The 20,330-nt window shown below is 70.2% G+C and carries 19 protein-coding genes; 6 read left to right on the top strand and 13 right to left on the bottom strand.

Annotated elements, in window-relative coordinates; all coding sequences use genetic code 11:
- Positions 1–92 precede the first annotated feature (92 nt).
- The 12 genes from OG570_RS17745 to OG570_RS17690 form a co-directional block, all read right to left on the bottom strand.
- Positions 93–1,814 (bottom strand): S8 family serine peptidase, encoded by a 1,722-nt coding sequence (locus OG570_RS17745; protein WP_326957744.1) that lies wholly within the window; start codon positions 1,812–1,814, stop codon positions 93–95.
- Positions 1,815–1,889: 75 nt separating this feature from the next.
- A complete protein-coding gene (locus OG570_RS17740; RefSeq protein WP_326957741.1) occupies positions 1,890–2,927 on the bottom strand; it encodes an ABC transporter ATP-binding protein in 1,038 nt (345 codons plus the stop codon).
- On the bottom strand, positions 2,914–3,918 hold the full coding sequence (locus OG570_RS17735; RefSeq protein ID WP_326957739.1) for an ABC transporter ATP-binding protein: 1,005 nt from the start codon (positions 3,916–3,918) through the stop codon (positions 2,914–2,916). Before OG570_RS17735 ends, OG570_RS17740 begins: the two co-directional genes overlap by 14 nt.
- A gap of 6 nt (positions 3,919–3,924) precedes the next feature.
- The gene (locus OG570_RS17730; RefSeq protein WP_326944439.1) at positions 3,925–4,878 is read right to left on the bottom strand and encodes an ABC transporter permease; all 954 of its coding nucleotides are present in this window, start codon (positions 4,876–4,878) and stop codon (positions 3,925–3,927) included.
- On the bottom strand, positions 4,871–5,800 hold the full coding sequence (locus OG570_RS17725; RefSeq protein WP_247057850.1) for an ABC transporter permease: 930 nt from the start codon (positions 5,798–5,800) through the stop codon (positions 4,871–4,873). The genes OG570_RS17730 and OG570_RS17725 overlap by 8 nt, the downstream gene beginning before the upstream one ends.
- A gap of 101 nt (positions 5,801–5,901) precedes the next feature.
- Entirely contained in the window at positions 5,902–7,530 is a 1,629-nt protein-coding gene (locus OG570_RS17720) for a peptide ABC transporter substrate-binding protein (protein WP_326944440.1), read from the bottom strand.
- 305 nt (positions 7,531–7,835) lie between these two features.
- The gene (locus OG570_RS17715) at positions 7,836–8,789 is read right to left on the bottom strand and encodes a Ppx/GppA phosphatase family protein (protein WP_326957737.1); all 954 of its coding nucleotides are present in this window, start codon (positions 8,787–8,789) and stop codon (positions 7,836–7,838) included.
- 27 nt (positions 8,790–8,816) lie between these two features.
- Positions 8,817–9,986, bottom strand: a complete 1,170-nt coding sequence (locus OG570_RS17710) for a lytic transglycosylase domain-containing protein (protein WP_326957736.1) — start codon at positions 9,984–9,986, stop codon at positions 8,817–8,819.
- 143 nt (positions 9,987–10,129) lie between these two features.
- Positions 10,130–10,639 (bottom strand): DUF501 domain-containing protein, encoded by a 510-nt coding sequence (locus OG570_RS17705; RefSeq protein WP_326944443.1) that lies wholly within the window; start codon positions 10,637–10,639, stop codon positions 10,130–10,132.
- Positions 10,640–11,057: 418 nt separating this feature from the next.
- Complete coding sequence (locus tag OG570_RS17700; protein WP_326944444.1) at positions 11,058–11,627, bottom strand: FtsB family cell division protein; 570 nt, start codon at positions 11,625–11,627, stop codon at positions 11,058–11,060.
- 7 nt (positions 11,628–11,634) lie between these two features.
- A complete protein-coding gene (gene eno, locus OG570_RS17695) occupies positions 11,635–12,921 on the bottom strand; it encodes a phosphopyruvate hydratase (protein ID WP_247057862.1) in 1,287 nt (428 codons plus the stop codon).
- Between the two features lie 106 nt (positions 12,922–13,027).
- Positions 13,028–13,474 (bottom strand): VOC family protein, encoded by a 447-nt coding sequence (locus OG570_RS17690; RefSeq protein WP_326944445.1) that lies wholly within the window; start codon positions 13,472–13,474, stop codon positions 13,028–13,030.
- 72 nt (positions 13,475–13,546) lie between these two features.
- Between OG570_RS17690 and OG570_RS17685 the strand changes: the two genes are divergently transcribed.
- Positions 13,547–13,948: a tetratricopeptide repeat protein gene (locus OG570_RS17685; RefSeq protein ID WP_247057868.1), complete on the top strand. Its 402-nt coding sequence runs from the start codon at positions 13,547–13,549 to the stop codon at positions 13,946–13,948.
- A gap of 236 nt (positions 13,949–14,184) precedes the next feature.
- On the opposite strand, the gene OG570_RS17680 is transcribed toward OG570_RS17685, so the two are convergent.
- Complete coding sequence (locus OG570_RS17680) at positions 14,185–14,931, bottom strand: murein transglycosylase (RefSeq protein ID WP_326960060.1); 747 nt, start codon at positions 14,929–14,931, stop codon at positions 14,185–14,187.
- 369 nt (positions 14,932–15,300) lie between these two features.
- Between OG570_RS17680 and efeU the strand changes: the two genes are divergently transcribed.
- The 5 genes from efeU to OG570_RS17655 are packed head-to-tail and all read left to right on the top strand — an operon-like array spanning position 15,301 to position 20,313.
- The gene (gene efeU, locus OG570_RS17675; protein ID WP_326944446.1) at positions 15,301–16,146 is read left to right on the top strand and encodes an iron uptake transporter permease EfeU; all 846 of its coding nucleotides are present in this window, start codon (positions 15,301–15,303) and stop codon (positions 16,144–16,146) included.
- Positions 16,143–17,303, top strand: a complete 1,161-nt coding sequence (gene efeO / locus OG570_RS17670; protein ID WP_326957735.1) for an iron uptake system protein EfeO — start codon at positions 16,143–16,145, stop codon at positions 17,301–17,303. The genes efeU and efeO overlap by 4 nt, the downstream gene beginning before the upstream one ends.
- Entirely contained in the window at positions 17,300–18,556 is a 1,257-nt protein-coding gene (gene efeB, locus OG570_RS17665; protein WP_326957734.1) for an iron uptake transporter deferrochelatase/peroxidase subunit, read from the top strand. Before efeO ends, efeB begins: the two co-directional genes overlap by 4 nt.
- 48 nt (positions 18,557–18,604) lie before the next feature.
- Positions 18,605–19,174, top strand: a complete 570-nt coding sequence (locus tag OG570_RS17660; RefSeq protein WP_326957732.1) for a TetR/AcrR family transcriptional regulator — start codon at positions 18,605–18,607, stop codon at positions 19,172–19,174.
- A complete protein-coding gene (locus tag OG570_RS17655) occupies positions 19,171–20,313 on the top strand; it encodes a GDSL-type esterase/lipase family protein (RefSeq protein WP_326957730.1) in 1,143 nt (380 codons plus the stop codon). Before OG570_RS17660 ends, OG570_RS17655 begins: the two co-directional genes overlap by 4 nt.
- Positions 20,314–20,330 lie beyond the last annotated feature (17 nt).

The following is a 20,330-nucleotide window of genomic DNA, read 5'->3' as shown; positions in this document are numbered from 1 at the left end:
CTCGCCTCGGGGAGTACACGCACGAACCGGTCAATAGGTTGACCCGAAAACGGCCCGCCTCCCGGAAGGGAAGCGGGCCGTCTCGGCGAGAGTTACTTCAGGTACTGCGACCCGTGGGTCACCGCCGCGTACGCGTCTACCGCGCCGTGGCCGTAGAAGCCGTTGAACGACGCGTCACCCGTGCAGGTTGCCGTGAACGTGGCGTCGCGGCCTTCGTCCAGGTAGTCCACCGTGCGGGGGACCGGGCAGGCGATCTTCGACGCCGTGCCCTCGAGGACGCGCTGGACCTTGTCCGGGTCCAGGCCGAAGCCGGCGCCGGACTTCTTGCCGTACTGCGAGACGATCAGCGCCGCGACGCCCGCCGCGTGCGGCGTCGCCATCGACGTGCCCTGCAGCCACTGGTAGTAGCCGACGCGGCCGTCCGCGGCCGTGGCCTTCTGGACGCCCAGTGCGACACCCGCCGGTGTCACGTTGCCCGCCGCGTCGATGTTGCCTTCGGCCACACCCACGTTCTTCGGGTACGTCGAGAGGATCTCGTTCTCGACCGTGCGGAACCACGGCGTGCCGAAACCGTCGCGGAAGTAGCCGCCCGGTGCGGAAACCGAGATCTGCTCAGTGCCGTAGTTCGAGTAGTCCGCCTTCGCCTGCGACGGGCCGAACGCGCCGACGCCGATCGTGTAGTTGCCCTCGACCGGCAGGTTGAGGCAGCTGGCGTTGTCGACCTCGCGCGGGTGCGTGGTGTTCGCCGGGTAGTCCGGGCTGGTGGTGTCCGGCTGCGGCGCGCCGAGGTCGGTGTGCTGGTTGCCCAGCGCGACCACCATCGTGACGCCCTTCTTGTGCGCGTAATTCAATGCGCGCTGCGTCGCCTCGATGATCGTGCGCTGCTCGGCCTGCTCCGCGGCCGAGTCGGCCGGGTTCGCGGTGCAGTTGTACAGCCACGGGTCGGTGTAGAAGCTCATGTTGACCACGTCGATGCCGGCGTCGCCGGCGTAGGTCAGCGCGTCGACGGTCGGCTGCAGGAAGAAGTAGCCCGAGTCCTGGCCGGCGCGGATGTTCACCAGCGTCACGTTCGGCGCGACACCCGAGACGCCGAAGCCGTTGGCCGCGGCGGCGATCGTGCCGGCGACGTGCGTGCCGTGGGCGCCGTCGTCGTGGTTCACCGGGTCGACGCAGCCGCGGAACTCGCACGGACCGTCGACCTCGACGCCGTTGACGTCGAACGGGATGTCCTTGACGAAGTTGCGCGAGTCGGCCGCGTCGAAGTTCGGCGCGATGTCCGGGTGCGTGCCGTCGATGCCGGTGTCGATGATGCCGACCTTGACCTGCTTGCTGCCCGGCTGCTTGGTGCGGGAAAGGTCCGATCGGACGGACTTGAGGCCCCAGAGCTGGTCGTCCAGCGGGTCCAGTCCGAGGGCCTTCTTCGCGGCGGCGTTCCCCTTGGCCGTGCCGCGGCCTTCCTTCTCGACGTTGTTGTTCTTGGCCTTCTTGCCGTCCTTCGGCACCGAGCCGATGACCTGCGCCTTGGCCGCGCCGAACACGGACCGGTTCGCCGAGACGCGCTCGGTGAAGCCGGTCGCCGGGGCGCTGGCCTTGATCAGGCCGACCGCGCTGTTGGTCTCCAGCACCGTGCCACCCGCGTCGCGGATCGCCTTCTGCGCGCTCGCGACACTCTGGACGTCCTTGGCGAGCACGGTGAACTCGGTCGCGGGGCCGGCCAGCGCGGGCTGCGCGGACGCCACCGGGACCGCCGCCACGGTGAGCGCCCCGAAAAGCGGGACGGCCAGCGCCGCGGCGAGAAGCCTGGGTCTCTTCACGTTTCTCCTCCTCGGAAAGCGGTTCCCTCCGGACCGTATAGATCGGACAATGTGGTTACAACGGCCAAACGTACGTTATGGAACAACCGACTTCTGCTCCGCGAAGTGACATGCTGACAAGTGCCCGTCGGTCCGCGGCACGAGTTCCGGCACCTCCGTGGCGCAGATGTCCTGCGCCTTCCAGCACCGCGTGCGGAACCGGCAGCCGGACGGCGGATCCAGCGGGCTCGGCACGTCGCCGGTCAGCCGGATGACCTGCCGCTGCCCGCGCAGCGCCGGGTCCGCCACCGGCACCGCGGACAGCAGCGCCTGTGTGTACGGGTGGGACGGTCGCTCGTAGATCTCCTCGTCGGTGCCGATCTCGACGACCTTGCCGAGGTACATCACCGCGACCCGGTTGGACAGGTGCCGCACCACCGAAAGGTCGTGCGCGATGAAGACGTACGACAGGCCGAACTCGTCCTGCAGGTCGCCGAGCAGGTTCATCACCTGCGCCTGGATCGAGACGTCCAACGCGGACACCGGCTCGTCGCAGATGATCACCTTGGGCCGCAACGCCAGCGCCCGCGCGATGCCGATGCGCTGGCGCTGCCCGCCGGAGAACTGGTGCGGGTAGCGGTTGAGGTGCTCGGGGTTGAGCCCGACCACCTCCAGCAGCTCCTGCACCTTCTTCGCCCGTGAGCCCTTCGGCGCGACGTCGGTGTGGATCTCGAACGGCTCGCCGACGATGTCGCCGACGGTCATCCGCGGGTTCAGCGACGTGTACGGGTCCTGCAGCACGATCTGGATCTCGCGCCGCAGCTTGCGCAGTTCGTTGCCGCGCATCGAAAAGATGTCGCGGCCCTCGAACTTTGCGGTGCCGCCCGTCGGCTCCTCCAGCCGCATCAGCACCTGCGCCAGGGTGGACTTGCCGCAGCCGGACTCGCCGACGACGCCGAGCGTCTCGCCGGGCAGCAGGTCGAACGAGACACCGTCGACCGCCTTGACCTGGCCCACCGTGCGCTTGAACAGGACGCCGGTGCGGACCGGGAAGTACTTCTTGAGGTCGTTGACGGAAAGAATGGGTTCCGCCGACGTGCTCTTCTCAGCGGAAGCGGCATCAGACACTGCCACGGGAGTTCACCACCACATCTTCGGCGAAGTGGCACGCGCTGGTCCGGCCGAAGCCGATCCCGCGGGGCGCCGGGACTTCCGAGGAACAGCGGTCCTCGGCCCGCTTGCAGCGCGGGTGGAACGGGCAGCCGGGCGGGACGTCGAGCAGGCTCGGCGGCAGGCCCTTGATGGTCTCCAGCGTCTGTCCCTTGAGGTCGAGCCGGGGCAGGGAGTCCATCAGCGCGGCGGTGTAGGGGTGGGCCGGCGCGCGGAACAGCTCGACGACGTCGGCCTGCTCGACGATCCGGCCCGCGTACATCACCGCGATCCGGTCCGCGACCTCGGCGACCACGCCCAGGTCGTGGGTGATGAGCACCAGCCCCATCTTGCGTTCGGCCTGGATCTCCCCCAGCAGGTCCATGATCTGGGCCTGCACGGTGACGTCGAGGGCGGTGGTCGGCTCGTCGGCGATGAGCAGGTCCGGGTCCAGGGCCAGCGACATCGCGATCATCGCGCGCTGGCGCATCCCGCCGGAGAACTGGTGCGGGTAGTCCTTGAGCCGCCGGTCGGCGGCCGGGATCCGGACGATGTCCAGCAGCTCGATCGCGCGCTTGCGGGCGTCCTTGCGGGACATCCCGAGCCGCACCCGCAGCTGCTCCTCGATCTGGAACCCCACGGTGAACACCGGGTTCAGCGCGGACAGCGCGTCCTGGAAGATCATCGCGATCTCGCTGCCGCGCACCTCCCGGCGGCGGTCCTCGGACGCCGTCAGCAGGTCCTCGCCGCGCCAGCGCACGGCGCCGCCGGTGATCACGCCGGGCGGCGTGTCGAGGATGCCCATCACGGTCTGCGCGGTGACGCTCTTGCCGGAGCCGGACTCGCCGAGCACCGCCAGGGTCTCCCCGGCGTGCACCGAGTAGCCGACGCCGTTGAGCACGTTCGCCACGCCGTCCGAGGTGCGGAACTCGACGTGCAGATCCTCTACCTCGAGCAATAGTTCGTTGTCGGACAAGGGGATCTACCTCGACTTCGGATCGAGCGCGTCGCGGATGCCGTCACCCAGCATCACGAAGGCCAGCACGGTCAGGGTGACGAAGGCACCCGGGAACAGCAGCATGTGCGGGTCGCTGCGGAAGTAGTCCCGCGAGTCGCTGATCATCACGCCCCACGAGATCACCGGCGCGCGCACGCCGATGCCCAGGTAGGCCAGGGTCGCCTCGGCGCCGATGAACGCGCCGAGCGCGATGGTCGCGTACACCAGCACCGGCGCGACCGTGTTCGGCAGCAGGTGCCGGAAGATGATCCGCGGTGTGCTCGCGCCGAGGCCGCGCGCGGCCTTGACGTAGTCGAGCTGCTTGGCCACCAGCGTCGCCGACCGCATGATGCGCATCGCGACCGGCCAGCTCAGCACGGCGATCGAGCACACCACCTGGACGATGATCGTGACCGCGCCCGGGCTCGTGCCGGGCGCGTTGAACGTCGTCAGGATGACGATCGCGCCGAGCACGAACGGCAGGCCGGCGAAGATGTCGCCGAAGCGCGACAGCAGGCTGTCGACGAACCGGCCGTAGTACCCGGCGACGATCCCGACGAGCGAGCCGAAGAGCACGGTCAGCAGCGTCGAGAACACCCCGACCAGCAGCGACGCGCGGGTCCCGTAGATCACCCTGGCGTAGACGTCGGCGCCCTGGTTGTCGTAGCCGAACCAGGCGGCCCCGGACGGGCCTTCGTTGGCGTGGGTCAGGTCGCTGAAGCCCGCGTCGCGCGAGCTGAACAGGCCGGGCGCGATCGCGATCAGCACGATGACCAGGATGATCACCGCCGAGACGACGACCGCCGGCTTGCGCCGCAGCTGGCGCCAGGCGTCGGCCGCCAGGCTGCGGGGTTTCTGCGGGCTGGTCGCGGAGTCGTCGATGCGGGACAGCTCGGCCGCGTCGGCCCCGCCGCCGCCCACCAGGTTCGGGTCAGTCATAGCGGATCCTCGGGTCGAGAACGGCGTAGAGCAGGTCGACGATCAGGCTCATCAGCAGGTACACCAGCACCAGCAGGACGACCACGCCGACGACGGTGGCGCTCTCCCGGTTCTGGATGCCGCGGAAGATGAGGCCGCCGAGGCCGTTGATGTTGAACACGCCTTCGGTGACGATCGCGCCGCCCATCAGGGCGCCGAGGTCGGTGCCGAGGAACGTCAGCACCGGGATCACCGAGTTGCGCAGCAGGTGGACGCCGACGACGCGGCTGGTGGGCTGGCCCTTCGCGATCGCCGTCCGGACGTAGTCGGCGCGGCGGTTCTCGGCGATGCTCGTTCTCGACAGCCGGGCGACGTAGGCCATGGACAGGCTGCCGAGCGCGATGCCGGGCACGATCAGCTCGCCGATGCTGGGGTTGTCGGACACGCTGGCCTCGATCAGGCCGAGGCCGTTGGTGCCCAGGGCCAGCTGCAGCACGATCGCCGTGACGAACACCGGCAGCGAGATCAGGAACGTGGTCGAGACCAGCACCAGGTTGTCGAGGAAACCCTTGCCGCGCAGGCCGGTCAGCACGCCGGCGGTGAGGCCGATGACGGCCTCGATGACCACCGCGACCACGGCCAGGCGCAGCGTGATCGGGTACGACGTCGCGATCAGCTCGCCGACCGAGGTGCCGTTGAAGGTCTCGCCCCAGTCGCCGGTGAACAGGCTCCCGAGGTACTTGAAGTACTGGACGAAGATGTTGTCGGCCAGGTGGAACTTCTCGGTCATCTGCGCGATGTAGGCCTGGGGGCAGGCGGTTTGCCCGCACTTGCCGGCGAACGGGTCGCCGGGCACGGCCCAGACCAGGACGTAGATCAGGAACGTGGTGCCGAAGAAGACCGGGATCAGCTGGAGCAGCCGTCGCAGGACATAGCGGATCATGACGGATTCCTAGTGCGCGCCGGCCGTCGTGAGTGTTTAGGGCGGTTCTAACCGCCCTAAACACTCACGACGCCGTGTGGTGGTTACGGCAGGTCAGCGCGTCACTTCTTCAGGACCTCGATGGACGGGTAGTCCGGCATGCGCCGGAAGTCCAGGCCCGCGGACTTGAGGTTCTTCGACTTCGCCGCGACGCCCTTCTCGTCCCACACCGGGATCGAGGGCAGGTCCTTCGCGATCAGGTCCTCGGCCTGCTGGTACAGCTTGACCGCGGCGTCCTTGTCGGCCGTGGCGTCCGCCTGGGCGAGGACCGAGTCGACCTGCGGGTTCGAGTACGACGAGTCGTTCGAGGAGCCACCGGTCTTGTAGATCGGGTTGAGGAAGTCCTCGATGGACGGGTAGTCCGCCGACCAGTCCGACCGGCCCATGCCCGTCAGCTTCTTGCCGGTCACGATGCTGCGCCACTGGCCGAAGTCGGTGGCCGGCACAAAGTCGCACTCGACGCCGAGGGTGTTCTTGATGCTGTTGCACGCCGCGGTCAGCGGTTCCTTGCGGCCGCCGTCCGCGTTGGACGCGATCGTCAGCTTGCCCTTGAAGCCGGACTTCGCGAAGGCTTCCTTCGCCGCGGCCGGGTCGAACTTGCAGAACTGGCAGACGCCGGCGCGCGCACCCGGGATGCCCTGGGCGATGTAGCTGTCCGCGGGCACGTAGGTGTCGTTCATGACGGTCTTGGTGATCTGGGCCCGGTCGATCGCCATCGAGACCGCCTTGCGCAGCTCCAGGTTGTCGTAACCGGGGACGTAGTACGGCAGCGCGATGGTGCTGATCCCGAGCAGGTGGCCGGTGACCAGGCGATCGCCGAGGTCGGCCTTGTACTTGCCGCCCGCGACGGCCGACGGCGGCAGCGCCTCCATGAAGTCGAGCCGGCCGCTCAGCAGGTCCTGGTAGGCCGTCTCCTGGCTGGCGTAGATCTTGATGTTCAGGTCCTTGAAGTGGACCTTGTCGTCACCCTTGTAGTCGTCGAAGCGGGTGAGCTTGATGTCCTGGTTCGGCGTCCGCGAGACGAACTTCATCGGGCCGTTGCCCACCGGGTGCTGCTCGAAGCCCTTGGGGTCCTTGAAGAACACGTCGGGCAACGGCGCGAACGCCTGGTAGCCGACCTTGATCGAGAACACCGAGAACGGCCCGTCCAGCGTCACCTGGAACTCGTAGTCGCCCTTGAGGACCAGGCCGGACATCTTGTCCGTGGCCGGCTTGGCGTTCTCGTCCGCGGGGTGGACGTCCTTGTAGCCCTGGATGTTCGAGAAGAAGTCGGTGTTGAGCTGGCCGTTCGGGCCGTACGCCCCGTAGTTCCAGGCGTCGACGAAGTTGTGCGCCTTCACCTCAGTGCCGTCGTGGAACTTCCAGCCCTGCTTGATCTTGATGTCGTAGACCTTGGAGTCGGTCGTCGTGATCGAGTCGGCCATCAGGTTGAACGGCTGTGCGTCCGCTCCCTTGAAGCCGACCAGCGTGGCGAACATGACCTGGATGGCCTTGGTGCCGCCGAGGTCGTTGATGTTGGTCGGGACCAGCGCGTTCTGCGGTTCCGTGCCGTAGACGCTGACCGTGCCGTCCGGGTCCGTCCCGCCCGAGCCCGTGGAGTCGCCTGAGCTACCACCGCCACAGGCGGCGAGCACCAGTGCCAGCGTGGTCACCACCGCGGAACTTCCCCAGAGCCTGCGCGAACGACGCATGATCCCCTCCACAATCCGGCTGTCCGAAAGATGGGACGCACGCTATCGGGGGCGGCGAAGGTGATCACAGGAGTGCGGTGTTGCAAATGTGTGACGACCGTCAGGACCACCTGGTTGGAGCACAACCAACGTAGGTAACCGGATACTCCGGACGGCCTAGCGCGGACGCCTTGTCATCGTGTGCTCACCGAGGGTGGGTCGCGAAATCCCTTGTGGCACAAGCTGTTTCGGGCACGCGAACGGGCGGCGGTGGCCTGGACCACCGCCGCGGGCGCGTCACGTCGAAGTGACTGACCGTGACCGGTCTAGACGAGCGAAAGCGCGATGCCGTCGAGGATGTCGTGCTCGCTGATGATCAGCTCCGTTGGGCCGCCGCGGGCCGCGAGCTGTGCGGCGAGGGTCTGGACCACCACGGCGCCGCCGCCGATCACGTCGACCCGGCCGGGGTGGATCACCGGGTTCGCCGCGCGGGTGGCGTGGTCGGCGTGCAGCAGGCCCGAAGCGAGCCGGTCGATGTCCGCGGCGCCCAGCTTGGACAGGTGGACGCGCTCGCTGTCGTACTCGGTGAGGCCGAGGGCGATGGCCGAGAGCGTCGTCACCGTGCCGGCGACGCCGACCCAGGTCTTCGCGCGCGAGACGTCCACGATGTCGAACGCCTCGCTCAGCACCTTCCCGGCGAGGTCGCGGGCGACGGCGATCTCGCCGGCGGTCGGCGGGTCGCTCTTGAGGGCGCGCTCGGTGATCCGGACGCACCCGATGTCGACGGACTTCGCGGCGAGCACCTCGGCCTTGCGGCCGTCCCAGGTGCCGAGGACGAGCTCGGTCGAGCCGCCGCCGACGTCGACCACGACGAACGGGCCGTCGTCCGGGTCCTGCTCCCCGACGGCGCCGGTGAAGCTGAGCCGGGCCTCCTCGTCGCCGCTGATCACCTCGGCCTCGACGCCGAGGGTCTCGCGCGTCATGCGGAAGAAGTCGTCGCGGTTCTTCGCGTCGCGGGTCGCGGAGGTGGCGACCATGCGCACCTTCTCGGCGCCCTTGCGGCGGGCCGCGATCGTGTAGTCGGCGAGCGCGACGCGGGTGCGTTCGAGCGCTTCGGGGGCGAGCTCACCGGTGGCGTCGACGCCCTGGCCGAGCCGGACGATCCGCATCTCGCGGTGCAGGTCGCGCAGGTCAACCGTGCCGTCGTGGCGCGGGGTCAGCTCGGCGACGAGCAGGCGGATGGAGTTGGTCCCACAGTCGATCGCGGCAACACGAGGCATGGATCAACCTTAGCTGCCACGGACTTCTCAGCTGGTGGGTGCCAGCGTCGTCGTGGTCGTGGTGACCGACGTCGAGACCGAGGTGACGACCGCGCCGCAGCTCGGGGTCGGCGTCGTGGTCGGACCGCCGGGCGTGGTGCTGGGCGGCGTCGGTGTCGTCGTCGGGGACGGGACCGTGGTGACGCTGATCTCCGTCGTCGTGGTCGGCGTGGTCGTCGGCGGAGCGCACGGCTTCGACGTCGTCGGCGCGGTCGACGTGCCGCCCGGCGTGGTCGTCGTCGGCGGGGCGCTCGGCGTCGTCGTCGGGACCGGCGGGGGCGGGATCGACGGCGGCGGGGGCCCGGACGCCGCGTTGGGCGCGCCGATCGGGATCGTGCTGTCCGGGATCTGCATGATGCCGCTGCGGTACGCGTCGGCCCAGAGGACGACCGTGTTCACGTACGTGTCGGAGTTGTTGTAGCGGTAGATCGCGCCGCGCAGCTGGTCCGGGTTGCCCAGGTCGAAGCCGCCCGAGCAGAGGTAGCGGCCGGTGGCCAGGGCCGCGTCGAAGATGTTGTTGGGGTCGGACTTGCCGTCGCCGTTGCCGTCGGAGGCGTAACCGCGCCAGGTCCCCGGGATGAACTGGGTCGGGCCGACCGCGCGGTCCCACACCGGGTCCGTGTCGAGCAGGCCCTGGTCGGTGTCCGGGATCGCGGCGAACCCGCCCTGACCGTTGAGCTCCGGGCCGAGGATCGGCTCGCGCGTGGTGCCGGCGGCGTCGACGTACCCGCCGCGGGCGTGGTTGGACTCGATGCGGCCGATGCTGGCGATCAGCGCCCAGTCGATGTGGCACGCGGGCTGCTCGCGGCCGAGGATGTCGGCGGCGTTGTGGTACGCGGCGAGCGCGGTGGCCGGGATGCCGAGGGGGCCGTCGGGCAGCTCGTAGGCCGGCAGCGGCAGCGGGATGGGGGCGCCGGGGAGGGTGCCGTCGACGGCGATCTGCTGGATGGCGGCGCGGCCGGGGTCGTAGCCCTGGGCGAGCGCGGCGTCGCGGGTGTGGTCGCCGCTGCCGCCGAGCCAGCCGAGGACGCCACCGCCGGCCACCAGGGCCGGGATCACCGCGAGGACGCCGAGGACGATCGGGTACGCGCTGCGGTGGCGGATCCCGAATCTTCGGGCGTAGCTCCCGACTGCGTCAGGCAGTCGCCGCACACGCATAACTCGAAACCCTCCTGGCCGGAACCCCTCGGGTGACAGCCTGCCGTACCCGGGGCACGGTTTCACCCCTTCGGGAGTCGGGATCTTCCCGGATCGGGGTTTTCGCTCACCCAGACCAGTTATCTCTTCACGGCCTGCGTTCGTTACTCGGCACAGTCTCCCGTGGGCCACCCGTTCGCCTTAAGGAGCGCGAGGGTCTCGTCACCGAACGGATTCACGCCGGGACCGACCGCGAGCGAGTGCGCGACGTGCACGTGCAGGCACTTGACGCGCCCGGGCATGCCGCCGGCGGTGACCTGGTGGCCGAGGGGCTCGATCGCGTCGCGCTCGGCGAGGTAGGTCTCGTGGGTGCGCTGGTACTGCGCGGCCAGCTCGGGATCGGTGGTGAGCCGCTCGGTCATCTCCTTCATGACCCCGGACGCCTCGATCGTGCCGATCATCGAGTTCAGCTTCGGGCAGGTCAAGTAGTAGAGCGTCGGGAACGGCGTGCCGTTCTCCAGCCGCGGGCTGGTCTGCACCACGGAGGGGTGCCCACTGGGACACCGGGCGGCAACGGCCCGCAGGGCCCGCGGCGGCCGCCCGAGCTGCGCCGCGATGACCTCGCGGTCGGCGTCGGTGACGGGCTCGAACCGGTGCTGCTGCGTGCTGTTCACGCACTCAAGGTTAATGCGTGGGGTACGTCTCCCCGGCGGCGGTCCGCGGGGGCGCCGGGTACTGCTCGCGCAGGTGGGTTCGGCTCGCGAACCCGGGGGTTGGTCCCGCCGCGACGCGTCTGCCGGCAGTGCCACTCGCTGGGCGGCGACGAGGATCCACGCCCCTTGCTGTGCGACCGGCAGCTTCGCCTGATGGCCTGCCGCACCGAGTTTCCGCACGAAACTTGCCGCGACCACGCCCGTGCGGCCGGCAGCGCCGAACCACGCCGGATTCCCTGCTCACACCCACGACCGCCCGCTCGGCGGCGGCCCGCAGGGACTCCGGGTGCTGCTCGCGCAGGCGGGTTCGGCTCGCGAAGCCGGGGGGGTGGTCCCGCCGCGACGCCACTCGCTGGGCAGCGGCGGTCCGCGGGAGACGTCAGCCGCCGGAGACCTGGTTCCAGAGGTTGTCGTACCAGGAGCCGTCCGGGACTTGCTGCTGTCCCGGCTGGGGGACCGCGTCCTGGGCCTTGTCCTCCGGCAGCTGGACGATGTAAGGCGTCTCGCCCGGCTTGACGTACCGCAGCCGGCGCCGGGCCTCCGCCTCGATCTGCGCCGGGTCGCTCAGCTCCGCCTTGCGGCCCTGGAGCTGAGCGACCGTCTGCTGCAGCAACGCCTGCTGCGCCTGCTGCTGGCGGATTTCGGTCCGCTGGGAGAGGTACGTGCGCAGGGGCACGGCGATGGTGAACGCCAAGGCGCACACCACGATCGCCACCACCGCCGCGCGGCGGGTGGTGGACATGCCGAGCACCTTCGCCGCACCCGACGCGCGCTTCTGCGCGAGGCCCCGGCGCAGCCGGTCCCTCGTCGTCTCCGCGTCGCCGGTGCGGCGGGCCCGCGCCGCCTCGGGGCGGCGGGCCCGTGAGGACCCGCCTACCCGCGTGGCACCGCCGCCGGCGGCGCGGCTGCTGCCGCCCCGGCTGCGTGGTGCCCTCCCCCGGTCCGCCATAGCAGGCTCAGCCCTCGGCGCTGAACCGCGGGAAGGCCAGCTCGCCGGCGTACCGGGCGGCGTCACCGAGGGTCTCCTCGATGCGCAGCAGCTGGTTGTACTTGGCGATCCGCTCGCCGCGGGCCGGGGCGCCGGTCTTGATCTGGCCGACGCTCGTAGCGACCGCGAGGTCCGCGATGAACGTGTCCTCGGTCTCGCCGGAGCGGTGGCTCATCATCGACTTGTAGCCGAACGACGTGGCCAGCGAGATCGCGTCGAGCGTCTCGGACAGGGTGCCGATCTGGTTGACCTTCACCAGCAGCGCGTTGGCGGCGCGGCGGGTGATGCCCTCCTCGAGCCGGTCCGGGTTGGTGACGAACAGGTCGTCGCCGACGATCTGGACCTTCTCGCCGACCTCGGCGGTCAGGGTGACCCAGCCGTCCCAGTCGTCCTCGCTCAGCGGGTCCTCGATGGAGACCATCGGGTAGTCGCGGATCAGCTCGGCGTAGTACGCCGACATCTGCTCCGCGCTCTTCTTGCTGCCCTCGAAGGTGTACGCGCCGTCGGCGAAGAACTCCGTCGCGGCGACGTCGAGCGCGAGCGCGACGTCGCGGCCCGGCGTGTACCCGGCCTTCTCGATGGCCTGCAGGATCAGGTCGAGCGCCTCGCGGTTGTTCGCCAGGTTCGGCGCGAAGCCGCCTTCATCGCCCAGACCGGTCGAAAGGCCGCGGCCCTTCAGCACCGACTTCAGCGAGTGGTAGACCTCGGCGCCCCAGCGCAGGGCCTCGCGGAAGGTCTCCGCGCCGATCGGCGCGATCATGAACTCCTGGACGTCGACGTTGCTGTCCGCGTGCGAACCGCCGTTGAGGATGTTCAGCATCGGGACCGGCAGCACGTGCGCGTTCGGTCCGCCCAGGTAGCGGAACAGCTCCAGCTCGGCCGACTCGGCGGCGGCCTTCGCGACGGCCAGCGAGACGCCGAGGATGGCGTTCGCGCCGAGGCGGGACTTCGCCGGCGTGCCGTCGAGGTCGACCAGCTTCTGGTCGACGATCCGCTGGTCGACGGCTTCGATGCCGACCATCTCCGGGCCGATCTCGTCGAGCACCGCGGCGACCGCGCGCTCGACGCCCTTGCCGTTGTAGCGACCGGTGTCGCCGTCACGGAGCTCGACCGCCTCGTGTTCGCCGGTGGACGCTCCCGACGGGACAGCGGCCCGGGCCAGGGTGCCGTCGTCGAGGGCGACCTCCACCTCGACGGTCGGGTTGCCGCGCGAGTCCAGAATCTCGCGCGCGCCTACCTGCTCGATGAGAGCCACGCCATGCTCCTCGGTGCGTCGTGCCTGCGGTTTCGCGCCCAGCCTAGCCGTCACCGCAGTTCACCCGTTGGAGGCACGGCCGGTAGCGGCCGGTCCGCGAGCGTCTTCAGCCGTCCGCGCGGACGGCCCGCCAGCCCGGCGGCAGCTCCACGACGTCGGACGTCTGCTGCCAGAACGTCCAGCTGTTGCCGCCGAGATCGGCGACGGTGAACACCCGCGCGCCGTAGGGCTGGTCCTGCGGCGGGTCGAGCTCGCCCTCGTCGCCGAGCGCCGCCCCGATCCGCTCGTGGCAGGCGTCGACGTCGTCGACGTACAGGATGTTGAGCTGGCCGACCGGGCCGTCGACGCCCTTGGCCTGCCAGTAGTCCGGGCCGACGCCCGCGAGCTGGATCCGCGCGTCGCCCGCGCGGAGCGTCGCCTGGAAGACCTCGCCCGCGGCGTCGCAGAAGCGGACCTCCTCGGTGAACCCGAAGACCCTGGTCAGCCAGGCCAGCGCCGCGGTGGCGTCGGCGTAGTAGAGGTAGGGCGCCAAGCCCCGGTACCCGCTGCTCATGGCGGCACAGTCCATCACGTCCCGTTCACGGGCGTGTGTTAGCCCCTCTCCCGAGGTAAAGTCGGAGTGACCATGACGGACGCCGCAGCTGCTTCGCAGCCTCCCGAGGAGTCGCGGTTCCATGCCTTCCGCCAGGCCGAAGACCTCGTCGGCCGCCGTCGCCCGCTCGACGCGCTGAAGGCGTTGCAACCGCTCCTGGAATCCGAGACGGACAAACCGTCGGTGCACCTGCTGGCCGGGCGCGCCTACTTCCACTCCGCCCAGTTGCGGCGCGCCGAGCAGGCGTTCACGCGGGTGCTGGAGCTGGATCCGACGGACCACTACGCCCGCTTCATCCTGGGCCGCACCCTCCAGCGCCTCGGCCGGTTCGTCGAGGCACTGGCGCAGATGCGGATGGCCTCGGCGATGAACCCGGTGCCGGAGTACCTGGAAGCGATCAGCGAGGTCAAGGCGCACATCGCGCTGCGCGACTGAGCACCTCCCCCGAAGGACCGGGCACCAGGGCCGGAGGACCGTACTTTCGGCCGATCTCTCCGGGCCCCTCGGCCGATCCGCGAACCCCCCGCCGCGGGCGAAGCTGGTTCCAGACCGCAAGGAACCAGGAGGGAACGAAAATGGGGATCTTCGCCACGTTGGGTGCCTACGCCGGAGTGCTGCTGCTCGTGCTGACGGCCGTCACGCCGTTGTTCGCCGACCGGGAGCTTTAAGCCTTACGGCGCGACACTCGCCTCCGCGTAGGCGTCCGCCGCGCTGAAGACGTCCTGGCCGTACGTCACGGCCGAGTTGTAGAACAGCACCGCCCGCCACCAGCCGGCCGGGGTGCCCAGGTCGTCGCCGCCCGAGCACAGGTAGCGCGCCGCCGTGAAGGCCGCGTCGTCGACGTTCTGGGGGTCGGGCGAGCCGCCGTCGCCGTTGGCGCGCTCCTGGTACTTCTTCCACGTCGCCGGCGGGAACTGCAGCGGGCCGATCAGGTGGTCCCACGACTTGTCTCCGTCGAGCTTGCCGCCGTCGGTGTCGTGCACCGCCGGGACGCCGGGCGAGCCGTCCAGCGGCGGGCCGACCACCGGCATGACGACGCGGCCGTCCGGCCGGATCGCCGAGAGGTCGAACTTCCCGCGCTCGGCCTCGACCCGGCCGATGCCCGCGAGCGTCGCCCACGACAGGTGGCACGTCGGCTTCTGGCGCTGCATCCACATCTCCGCCCGGCCGTACGCCGAAACCACGCGCGCCGGGATGTGCGTCTTGTCCGCGACGCGCGCCGACCACGCGTCGAGCTCGGCCTGGTCGGACACCTGCGGCCGGTCGACCGGCGCGGCGAGCCCGGCCCGCGGCGACTCCGCGCCGGGCTGCGGGCGCTGCACCGGGATGGCGAGCGCCGGCTGGGCCGGCGGCGGGGCCGCCGGCGCGTCCGGGTTCCGGACACCGATGGTGAGCACGAGGACCACTCCGGTGAGCACCAGACCCACCGCGAGCGCCGCCCGGCCGAGATAGCGCCGCGGTGGACCACCCGAGGGCGGCGAGTCCGGAGGCGTGACGGTCGGCTGAGCGGTTTCGGCCACCCGATCAGGTTACGGAGCCACTCAAGAGGGACCACGGACGCCTGACCAGGCAAACGCAGGGTAAAAACAGGTCCGCTGCCAGCGACGTCACAGATTTTGTTATCGAGTCGACGCGCAGTGCGCTGACCTGCGGTTACCCTAACCTAACTTCCATCCTCGGTCCCATTTGCCCGGTTCTTCGGGCTTCCCGAGACGTGCGCTCGCTGGACTTACAGGTGAGCCTTACCTAAAAACTTCACGGGACCAGAAGAACGAGGAGGTGGACCGGTGTTGTTCTCGAGCGCGCTGATCGGGCTACGCGAAGGCCTGGAGGCTGCGCTCGTCGTCAGCATCCTCGTGGCCTTCCTGGTCAAGACCGAGCGACGTCACGCGCTGCGCTGGGTGTGGCCCGGCGTCGGCGCGGCGGTGCTGCTGTCGATCGCCGTCGGCGCGGTCCTGACCTACACGACCGCCCAGCTCTCGTTCGAGCACCAGGAGCTGCTCGGCGGGAGCCTGTCGATCGTCGCCGTCGTGTTCGTCACGGCGATGATCTTCTGGATGCGCAAGGCGTCCAAGAGCATCGCCGCCGAGCTGCGCGGGAAGATGGACGACGCGCTGGACGTCGGCCCGATGGCCGTGCTGCTGCTGTCCTTCCTCGCCGTCGGCCGCGAGGGCCTCGAAACCGCCGTGTTCTTCTACTCCGCCGTCCAGACCGCGCAGTCGGACACCTCGCAGCCGCTGATCGGCTTCGCCATCGGCATCCTCGCCGCGGTCGTGCTGGCCTGGCTGCTCTACCGCGGCGCCGTCCGGTTCAACCTCTCGAAGTTCTTCACGATCACCGGCGTGCTGCTGGTGTTCGTCGCCGCCGGCGTGCTCGGCTACGGCCTGCACGACCTCCAGGAGGCCGCGTTCCTGCCCGGCATCAACACCCTCGCCTTCGACGCGTCGAACGTGCTGCCGGAGACGTCCTGGTACGGCGCGCTGCTCAAGGGCATCCTCAACTACTCGCAAGCGACGACCGTGCTGCAGGCCATCGCGTGGGTCGCCTACGTCGTCATCGTGCTGCCCCTGTTCCTCAAGCCCAGCAAGAAGACCGCGCCGGCGCCCGCCGCCGCGGCCGCCCCGAAGGAGTGACCGTGCGCAAGACCCACAGAACCCCGCTGGCCCTGGTGGCCGGCGCCGCCGCGCTGGTGACGCTCGCCGCGTGCGACGGCCAGGGCGGCAGCGGCGACGCGGCCCAGACCGGCGCGGCCGGCGGCCCGATCAAGGTCGAGGCCTCGGACACCGCGTGCAACGTCTCCGTCAACACCGCCGCCGCGGGCAACGTCACCTTCGAGATCACCAACAAGGGCGCCAAGGTCACCGAGTTCTACCTCTACGCCGAGGGCGACCGGATCATCGGCGAGGTCGAGAACATCGCCCCCGGCCTCAACCGGCGGCTGATCGTCGAGGCGTCCGACGCGGGCAAGTACCAGACCGCGTGCAAGCCGGGCATGGCCGGCAACGGCATCCGCGGCGACTTCACCATCACCGGCGGCGCGCCGAAGCAGGCCGACGCCAACGCGCAGAAGGCCGCGGCCACCAAGAGCTACGCCGACTACGTCGCGAACAACACCGCCGCGCTGGAGGAGCAGACGGGCAAGTTCGTCGACCTCGTCAAGGCCGGCAAGGTCGACGAGGCGAAGGCCGCGTACGCGACCACCCGCGTCTACTACGAGCGCATCGAGCCGGTGGCCGAGAAGTTCGGCGACCTGGACCCGGCCATCGACGTGCGCGAGGCCGACCTCGAGCCGAACCAGCAGTTCACCGGGTTCCACCGGCTGGAGAAGGACCTCTACGTGACCGGCCTCAAGCCGGACAGCCCGCAGATCGCGGACAAGCTGCTCACCGACGTCAAGGACCTGGTCTCGAAGACGAAGACCCTCGAGCTGACCGCGCTCGACCTGGCGAACGGCGCGAAGGGCCTGCTCGACGAGGTCGCCACCGGCAAGATCACCGGCGAGGAGGAGACCTTCTCGCACACGGACCTGTGGGACTTCCAGGCCAACGTGGACGGCTCGAAGGGCGCGATCGCCTCGCTGCGGCCGCTGCTGCAGGAGCGGGACGCCGCCCTCGTGTCCACTTTGGACAAGGAGTTCGCGAACGTGCAGGGCCTGCTCGACAAGACCCGCGTCGGTGACGGCTACAAGCTGTACGACCAGCTGTCGCAGGACGAGATCAAGGCGTTCGCCAGTGCCGTCGACGCGCTGAGCGAGCCGCTGAGCAAGGTTGCGGAGGTTGTTTCCAAGTGACCGAAGACGGCACCCGCGTCTCCCGTCGGAAGCTCTTCGGCCTGGCGGGAGCGGGTGTCGCGCTCGCCGGGGCCGGGGCCGCGGCGGGCATCGGGATCGACAAGGCGACCAGCAGCAACGCCGAAGCGTCGGTGACCACCGTCGACTTCCACGGCGAGCACCAGGCCGGGATCGTCACGCCGGCCCAGGCGAACCTGCACTTCGCCGCCTTGGACGTGACGACCACCGACCGCGAGAAGCTGCGGCAGCTGCTCAAGACGTGGACCGAAGCGGCCCGCCGGATGACGGCGGGCCAGGAGGTCGTCGCGAACGGCGCGGTCGGCGGCGGCGAGTTCGCCCCGCCGGGCGACACCGGCGAGGCCCTCGACCTGCCGGCGTCGCACCTGACGCTGACCATCGGCTTCGGGCCGTCGCTGTTCGACGGCCGCTTCGGGTTGCAGGCGAAGCGGCCGCCGCAGCTGATCGACCTGCCGCTGTTCCCGAAGGACAAGCTCGACCCCGCCCGCAGCGGCGGCGACCTGTGCATCCAGGCGTGCGCGGACGACCCGCAGGTCGCCGTGCACGCCGTGCGCAACCTGGTGCGGCTCGGCTTCGGCGTCACCGAGGTCCGCTGGTCGCAGCTCGGCTTCGGCCGCAGCTCGTCGACGTCGCGGGCGCAGCAGACACCGCGGAACCTGTTCGGGTTCAAGGACGGCACGAACAACATCAAGTCCGAGGACACCGACTTCCTGCGCGACCAGGTGTGGGCCACGCCGGCCGACGGGCAGGCCTGGATGGCGGGCGGCAGCTACCTGGTGGCGCGCCGGATCCGGATGCACATCGAGACGTGGGACCGCGAGACCCTCGACGGCCAGCAGCAGATCATCGGCCGCACGAAGGGCGTCGGCGCGGCCCTGGGCCAGCAAAACGAGTTCGACGAGATCGACCTCGACGTCGGCGGCGCGGGCGGCGAGAAGCTGATCGCCGAGGACGCCCACGTCCGGCTCGCGTCGCACCAGGCGCTCAACGGGACCCGGATCCTGCGCCGTGGTTACAACTTCGTCGACGGCTCGGACGGCGTCGGGCACTTGGAGGCCGGGCTGTTCTTCCTGGCGTTCAACCGGGACACGCGCAAGCAGTACGTCCCGATGCAGCAGGCGCTCTCGTCGAAGGACGCGATGATGGAGTACGTCCAGCACACGGGCTCGGCGCACTTCGCCGTCCCGCCGGGCGTTTCGCCGACCGGCTCCTGGGGCGACGCCCTGTTTGCCTAAAGCCTTTAGGTTGATCTACACTCGCTTTAGGCAAAAGGGAGTGTAGTCATGGTTCGTGCTGGGTTGACCACGGAACGCGTCGTGCGTGCCGGGGCGGAACTGGCCGACGAGGCCGGCTTCGAGCAGGTGACGCCGTCGGAGCTGGCGCGGCGGTTCGACGTCAAGGTCGCGAGCCTCTATTCGCACGTCAAGAACGCCCACGACCTGCGGACGAAGATCGCCCTGCTCGCGCTGGAGGAGCTCGCCGACCGGGCCGCCGCCGCGCTGGCGGGGCGGGCGGGGCGCGACGCGCTCGTGGCCTTCGCCGACGTCTACCGGGACTACGCCCGGGAGCACCCCGGGCGGTACGCCGCCACGCGGTTCCGGCTCGATCCGGAGACCGCCGCCGCGAGCGCCGGGGTCCGGCACTCGCAGATGATGCGCGCGATCCTGCGCGGTTACGACCTCACCGGGCCGGACGAGACGCACGCCGTCCGGTTGCTGGGCAGCGTCTTCCACGGCTACGTCGACCTGGAGTCCCAGGGCGGCTTCGACCACAGCTCCCCCGCCTCGCAGGAATCCTGGACCCGGATCCTGGCCGTCCTCGACACCCTTCTCCGCGATTGGCCGCAGACATGATCACCACCGCCCTCACCGCCTCGCTGGTTCGCGGCGCGCTCGAACTGGAGCCCACCGAGCTCGGCCTGGTCCCGCACCGGCTGCCCGCCCGCGCACGAGCCCAGAACACCGACCCGCGCCTGGCCATGGCCGAGGCGCAGCCCGCGGGCGTGCGGCTGCGGTTCCGGACCCGCGCCGACGTCGTCGAGCTGGAAACCCGGCCCACGAAGCTGGTGTACGCGGGTGCCCCGCCGCGCCCGGACGGCGTCTACGACCTGCTCGTCGACGGCCGGCTCGCGCAGTCGGGCGTGGTCGAGGGCGGCAGCACGCTGACCGTCGATCCGCGCACCGGCGCCGGGTCGCGCGCCGACGGCCCGACCGGCCGCGTCCGGTTCGCCGGCCTCGGCGACGGCCGCAAGGACGTCGAGATCTGGTTGCCGCACAACGAGATCACCGAGCTGGTGGCGCTGCGCACCGACGCGCCGGTCGAGACCGTGCCGGCCCGCGGCCGGGTCTGGCTGCACCACGGCAGCTCGATCAGCCACGGCTCGAACGCGGCGACGCCGTCCGAGACGTGGCCCGCGCTCGCCGCCACCGCCGCGGGCGTGGACCTGGTCAACCTGGGGTTCAGCGGCAACGCGCTGCTCGACCCGTTCACCGCTCGCGCGTTGCGGGACACCCCGGCCGACCTGATCAGCGTCAAGCTCGGCATCAACGTCGTCAACGCCGACCTGATGCGGCTGCGCGCGTTCGGCCCGGCCGTGCACGGGTTCCTCGACACCATCCGCGACGGCCACCCGGACACGCCGTTGCTGGTCGTCTCGCCGATCCTCTGCCCGATCCACGAGCGGACGCCGGGCCCCGGCGACTTCGACCACGAGGCACTGGCCGCGGGCGAAGTGCGGTTCCGGGCCACCGGCGACCCCGCCGAGACGGCCGCGGGCAAGCTGACGCTGGAGGTCATCCGCGCCGAGCTGGAGCGGATCGTGGCGGCCCGGCAGGACGCCCGGCTGCACTACCTCGACGGCCGCGCGCTGTACGGCGAGGCGGACTTCGCGGAGTTCCCGCTGCCGGACAACCTGCACCCGGACGCGGCGGCGCACCGCCGGATCGGCGAGCGGTTCACGAAGCTCGTGTTCGCCGACGGCGTCTTCGCCTGACACCGGGCTTGACTTCA

This window comes from Amycolatopsis sp. NBC_01286 (genome assembly GCF_035982555.1).
Lineage (GTDB): Bacteria > Actinomycetota > Actinomycetes > Mycobacteriales > Pseudonocardiaceae > Amycolatopsis.
The sequence above is the reverse complement of the archived record's forward strand: the minus strand, read 5'-3'. Positions and strand labels throughout refer to the sequence as shown.

What these genes read in the sequence shown, in the direction of transcription:
- OG570_RS17730 (WP_326944439.1), bottom strand. Translation starts at nt 4,878, where the DNA reads ATGACTGACCCGAACCTGGTGGGCGGCGGCGGGGCCGACGCGGCCGAG.
- OG570_RS17725 (WP_247057850.1), bottom strand. Translation starts at nt 5,800, where the DNA reads ATGATCCGCTATGTCCTGCGACGGCTGCTCCAGCTGATCCCGGTCTTC.
- OG570_RS17720 (WP_326944440.1), bottom strand. Translation starts at nt 7,530, where the DNA reads ATGCGTCGTTCGCGCAGGCTCTGGGGAAGTTCCGCGGTGGTGACCACG.
- OG570_RS17715 (WP_326957737.1), bottom strand. Translation starts at nt 8,789, where the DNA reads ATGCCTCGTGTTGCCGCGATCGACTGTGGGACCAACTCCATCCGCCTG.
- OG570_RS17710 (WP_326957736.1), bottom strand. Translation starts at nt 9,986, where the DNA reads ATGCGTGTGCGGCGACTGCCTGACGCAGTCGGGAGCTACGCCCGAAGA.
- OG570_RS17700 (WP_326944444.1), bottom strand. Translation starts at nt 11,627, where the DNA reads ATGGCGGACCGGGGGAGGGCACCACGCAGCCGGGGCGGCAGCAGCCGC.
- OG570_RS17690 (WP_326944445.1), bottom strand. Translation starts at nt 13,474, where the DNA reads ATGAGCAGCGGGTACCGGGGCTTGGCGCCCTACCTCTACTACGCCGAC.
- OG570_RS17685 (WP_247057868.1), top strand. Translation starts at nt 13,547, where the DNA reads ATGACGGACGCCGCAGCTGCTTCGCAGCCTCCCGAGGAGTCGCGGTTC.
- OG570_RS17660 (WP_326957732.1), top strand. Translation starts at nt 18,605, where the DNA reads ATGGTTCGTGCTGGGTTGACCACGGAACGCGTCGTGCGTGCCGGGGCG.
- OG570_RS17655 (WP_326957730.1), top strand. Translation starts at nt 19,171, where the DNA reads ATGATCACCACCGCCCTCACCGCCTCGCTGGTTCGCGGCGCGCTCGAA.